At 42.3% G+C, this 3,621-nt stretch carries 3 protein-coding genes; 2 read left to right on the top strand and 1 reads right to left on the bottom strand.

Annotated elements, in window-relative coordinates:
* Window positions 1-1,153: 1,153 nt before the first annotated feature.
* Window positions 1,154-1,465 (bottom strand): hypothetical protein, encoded by a 312-nt coding sequence (locus F6J94_RS31820; RefSeq protein ID WP_075902243.1) that lies wholly within the window; start codon window positions 1,463-1,465, stop codon window positions 1,154-1,156.
* A gap of 278 nt (window positions 1,466-1,743) precedes the next feature.
* Between F6J94_RS31820 and surE the strand changes: the two genes are divergently transcribed.
* Both surE and F6J94_RS31810 read left to right on the top strand, forming a co-directional pair.
* A complete protein-coding gene (gene surE, locus F6J94_RS31815; protein ID WP_075902245.1) occupies window positions 1,744-2,427 on the top strand; it encodes a 5'/3'-nucleotidase SurE in 684 nt (227 codons plus the stop codon).
* Between the two features lie 185 nt (window positions 2,428-2,612).
* On the top strand, window positions 2,613-3,551 hold the full coding sequence (locus F6J94_RS31810; protein ID WP_293026245.1) for an NAD-dependent epimerase/dehydratase family protein: 939 nt from the start codon (window positions 2,613-2,615) through the stop codon (window positions 3,549-3,551).
* Window positions 3,552-3,621 lie beyond the last annotated feature (70 nt).

Genomic DNA, 3,621 nt, shown 5'->3' with positions numbered 1-3,621 from the left:
CGTCTCTCTTCCGATCTCCGCAATGGATTCAAACCATTCTAAGGTTTCTGGGCTAGCTGTATTAAATAGTGGGAAAAGCTCACTATAAGCTGTAGTCTGCATTAGGGTTCTTTAAGCTGAGATTGAAGGTAATGATACGCAGTAGTGACGATCTGGGACTGCTTGGACACTTCCTAGCCTAGCAGTGAAGTGATAGTGGTTAACCACATTCTAATGAACCAACTCTAATGAACCAACAAGTAAATAAAGGTGAAGACTGATAATACTGTCAGCTGTGGACTGTTGAGTGTTATCGTTAACCAGTTACGTAGATAATTTAATTCCACCCTCCCCTACTAACCTGTCGCCCATTTAAATTTAATAGTTTAGTGCCTGAACCCCTTTGTTGGTACTGATGCGTGAAAATTAGATGGGAACTTAAATCTTTTAGATGGGAACTTAAATCTTTGATTGTAGCTTTGATTGTACTAGGAGAGTCTTTTTTTCCTAGAGTATGAACCTATTCACTACCAGAAGGTAGTTAGAGCATCCCGAATGTAAAACCCTCTATCAGTTAATTCTGCGACCAAAAAAAATTGACTACATTTAACACTAGCTATTCCCGTTGTTTTAACCCCAGGTTCAATTGGGAATTGCATCTCTATTAGCACCAGCCCATCTCAGACCATAATGAAATAGCCCTGGTATAACGGTTACTTTTTTTTTCTATCCAGGTTTTAACGTACTTTTTGCCGTTTAATCCTTTTTTTCAAGGATGTTAACCCGTTAATTCAAATTTAAAATAAAGGGTAGTTTTCATTTAAAATTAACTAAAATGGCCAAAGTTTTGATGAACTTACTGTATTTTAAAATCCTGACTAACCGGATTTTTTGAACTTGTAGATCATAATCTAAATTACAAACACCAGTTCTCAGGGATTTAATAGTCGTCAATTATTTCTTAGTTTTTGTTTTTATAATGGTATCGACCTTACCATTATTCTTTCAATATATCCTTATATCTTCTCTGAGAGAAGATATAAGGATAAAAAATTGTGTCTTGGCTTACCCTTACTAACTATGGATAGAGTAGCATGGTAATGCCCTCCACCACTTCTTGTTAAAGAAGCTGACGGCGAATAAAGTCAGCGCCTTGAGTTTAATAACTGCGGCTCTATTGACAAACAGTTTCCCTGGTTCGAATCTGCCTATTGTGAGCTTGGGCAATTCTCTGTTTCCGATTTTGGGCAATGGCTTTGACTAGTCTAAAAGGATTAATACCGTGTTCGTTAGCATAGCGTAAGATATCTTGCAGCTCTTCTTCGGTAAAATTAACAGTTGGCTGAGAGTGGGTAGATGGCTGATTTTTGCTATTTTGAGTCATAATCCTGGTTTGCCAATAGGTTGAAAGTTGTAGATGTATCCCTGACTTGCCATAACAGTTGCTTGAAAGATTTTGAGCTGAGGTTGTCAGATGGCTGATCATGGGCAGCTATACCCATTGAGCGGTCAGCTTACGGGCTACTTTCCTGGGTAAACAGCTATTAGCTCGCTCTTCTGTACGGAGATCAGAGCTTAAGTTCAATAGCTAAACCAAAAGCTAAGTTTATAGCCAAAGGAAGTATAAGGGTGCAAATGCTCAAGCAATTTGAGATGATTGGTTTTAAGTTTCTAATACGGTTTCGATATTCCTTGATAGTTTGGCTTGGATTAGATCGTTTCCCATACTCAGCTGTTAATGATTAACCACTAACGACTAAACTAATGACTATAATCCTAACGAACGACGATGGGATAGATGCTCCCGGAATTAAAGCACTAGAGCAAGCGGTCAACGGTAACGGTAATTTTGTAATTATCGCTCCGAAGGAGCATCATTCAGGCTGTGGCCATCAGGTGACTACATATAAACCGATTCACGTCCAACGTCGGTCAGACTATGAGTATGCAGTCTCTAGTACCCCAGCGGATTGTACTCGCCTTGCAATATCACATATTATACCAGAGGTAAAGTGGGTTCTGTCAGGTATTAATGCTGGCGGTAACTTGGGGGTTGATGTTTACATTTCTGGTACAGTGGCGGCGGTTAGGGAAGCGGCGATACAGGGAATACCAGGTATTGCGATTTCCCACTGGATCAAAAAACCTTGGGTGATTAATTGGGAGGTGGCGAGTCGTTGGACAGCTAGGGTGTTGGCGGATTTGTTGAATCGTCCGATTGCTGCTGGTACTTACTGGAATGTGAATTTACCTCACTTGGAACCGGGGTCACCTGAGCCAGAGGTGGTATTTTGTGAACCGAGTACTCAACCGTTACCGACAAAGTATCGTGTGGAGGGGGATCACTACTATTATGAGGGGGAGTATGACAAACGCGATCGCGCTCCTGGTACTGATGTAGATGTGTGTTTTTCGGGTAATATTGCTGTGACTCAGTTGCGACTTTAAGGTATCAGGACTTACCCAAAACTGGGCACCAAACCCCCTTAGGTAGTAGGGTGCCCCTACTAGTAGAGTAAGTGCCCAAGTCCTGACCATGCTATGGGTGGTTTGGTTTAGAACCACGAAGGCACAAAGTCCGCCCAGAGGTAATTAATAAATCAGTGAATCAAAGTTTTTAGTAATTAGTGACCATGCGAATTTTAATCATGGGTGGTACCCGGTTTGTTGGGGTTTATTTAACCAAGGTTTTGGTGGAGATGGGTCATGAAGTGGTGCTGTTCAATCGGGGTAATAAGCCAGCGCCACTGCCAGGAGTCCAACAGATTCATGGCGATCGCAAGGATCCCAATCAGCTCAAGGAAATGTTATCGTCTCAAGAGTTTGATGGAATTTTCGATAATAATGGTCGGGAGTTGAGTGATACTCAACCGTTAGTGGAAATTTTTAAAGACCAGGTGCAGCATTTTGTGTATATGAGTTCGGCTGGAGTGTACTTGAAGTCAGATCAGTTACCCCATCTCGAAGGAGATCCAGTTGATCCCAATTCTCGCCACAAGGGTAAACATCATACTGAGGCTTACCTACAAGAACTTGGGGTGCCGTTTACAGGGATTCGTCCAACTTATATCTATGGTCCCCAAAATTATAATGATGTGGAGGCTTGGTTTTTTGACCGGATTGTTCGCGATCGCACTATTCCCATCCCTGGTAATGGCATGCACATTACTCAGTTAGGTCATTGTCAGGACTTGGCGAGGGCAATGGCAGCAGTATTGGGGAATAAGGAAGCGATTGGTAAAATTTACAATGTGTCCGGGGAACGCTATGTCACCTTTGATGGTTTAGCACGAACCTGTGCTATGGCCTGTGGTAAGTCGGCTGATGAGGTCAAGCTCGTGCATTATGACCCGAAGCAGTTTGATTTTGGTAAGCGCAAGGCTTTCCCATTTCGATTACAGCACTTTTTTGCTGATATCCATAAGGCTAAGACGGAACTTAACTGGCAACCGGAGTATGATTTGCTTTCCGGACTGAAGGATTCCTTCGAGAATGATTATCTCGCTTCAGGTCGGGATCAAGCTGACGTGGATTTTGCCGTTGATGACCAGATATTAGCAGGTAACAGGTAAACTAAACCAGAGATTAAGGTTAGGACCACCGATAGCCAGAAAAGGACTAGGGATGGGATGATCCAGGTGA

It is taken from the genome of Moorena sp. SIO1F2, from assembly GCF_010672755.1.
Classification (GTDB): Bacteria; Cyanobacteriota; Cyanobacteriia; order Cyanobacteriales; family Coleofasciculaceae; genus Moorena.
Note: the sequence above shows the minus strand (reverse complement) of the source record. Positions and strands in the feature narration are given on the sequence as shown.

Coding starts and splice junctions, on each gene's coding strand:
- F6J94_RS31810 (WP_293026245.1), top strand. CDS start 2,613: ATGCGAATTTTAATCATGGGTGGTACCCGGTTTGTTGGGGTTTATTTA.
- F6J94_RS31820 (WP_075902243.1), bottom strand. CDS start 1,465: ATGATCAGCCATCTGACAACCTCAGCTCAAAATCTTTCAAGCAACTGT.
- surE (WP_075902245.1), top strand. CDS start 1,744: ATGACTATAATCCTAACGAACGACGATGGGATAGATGCTCCCGGAATT.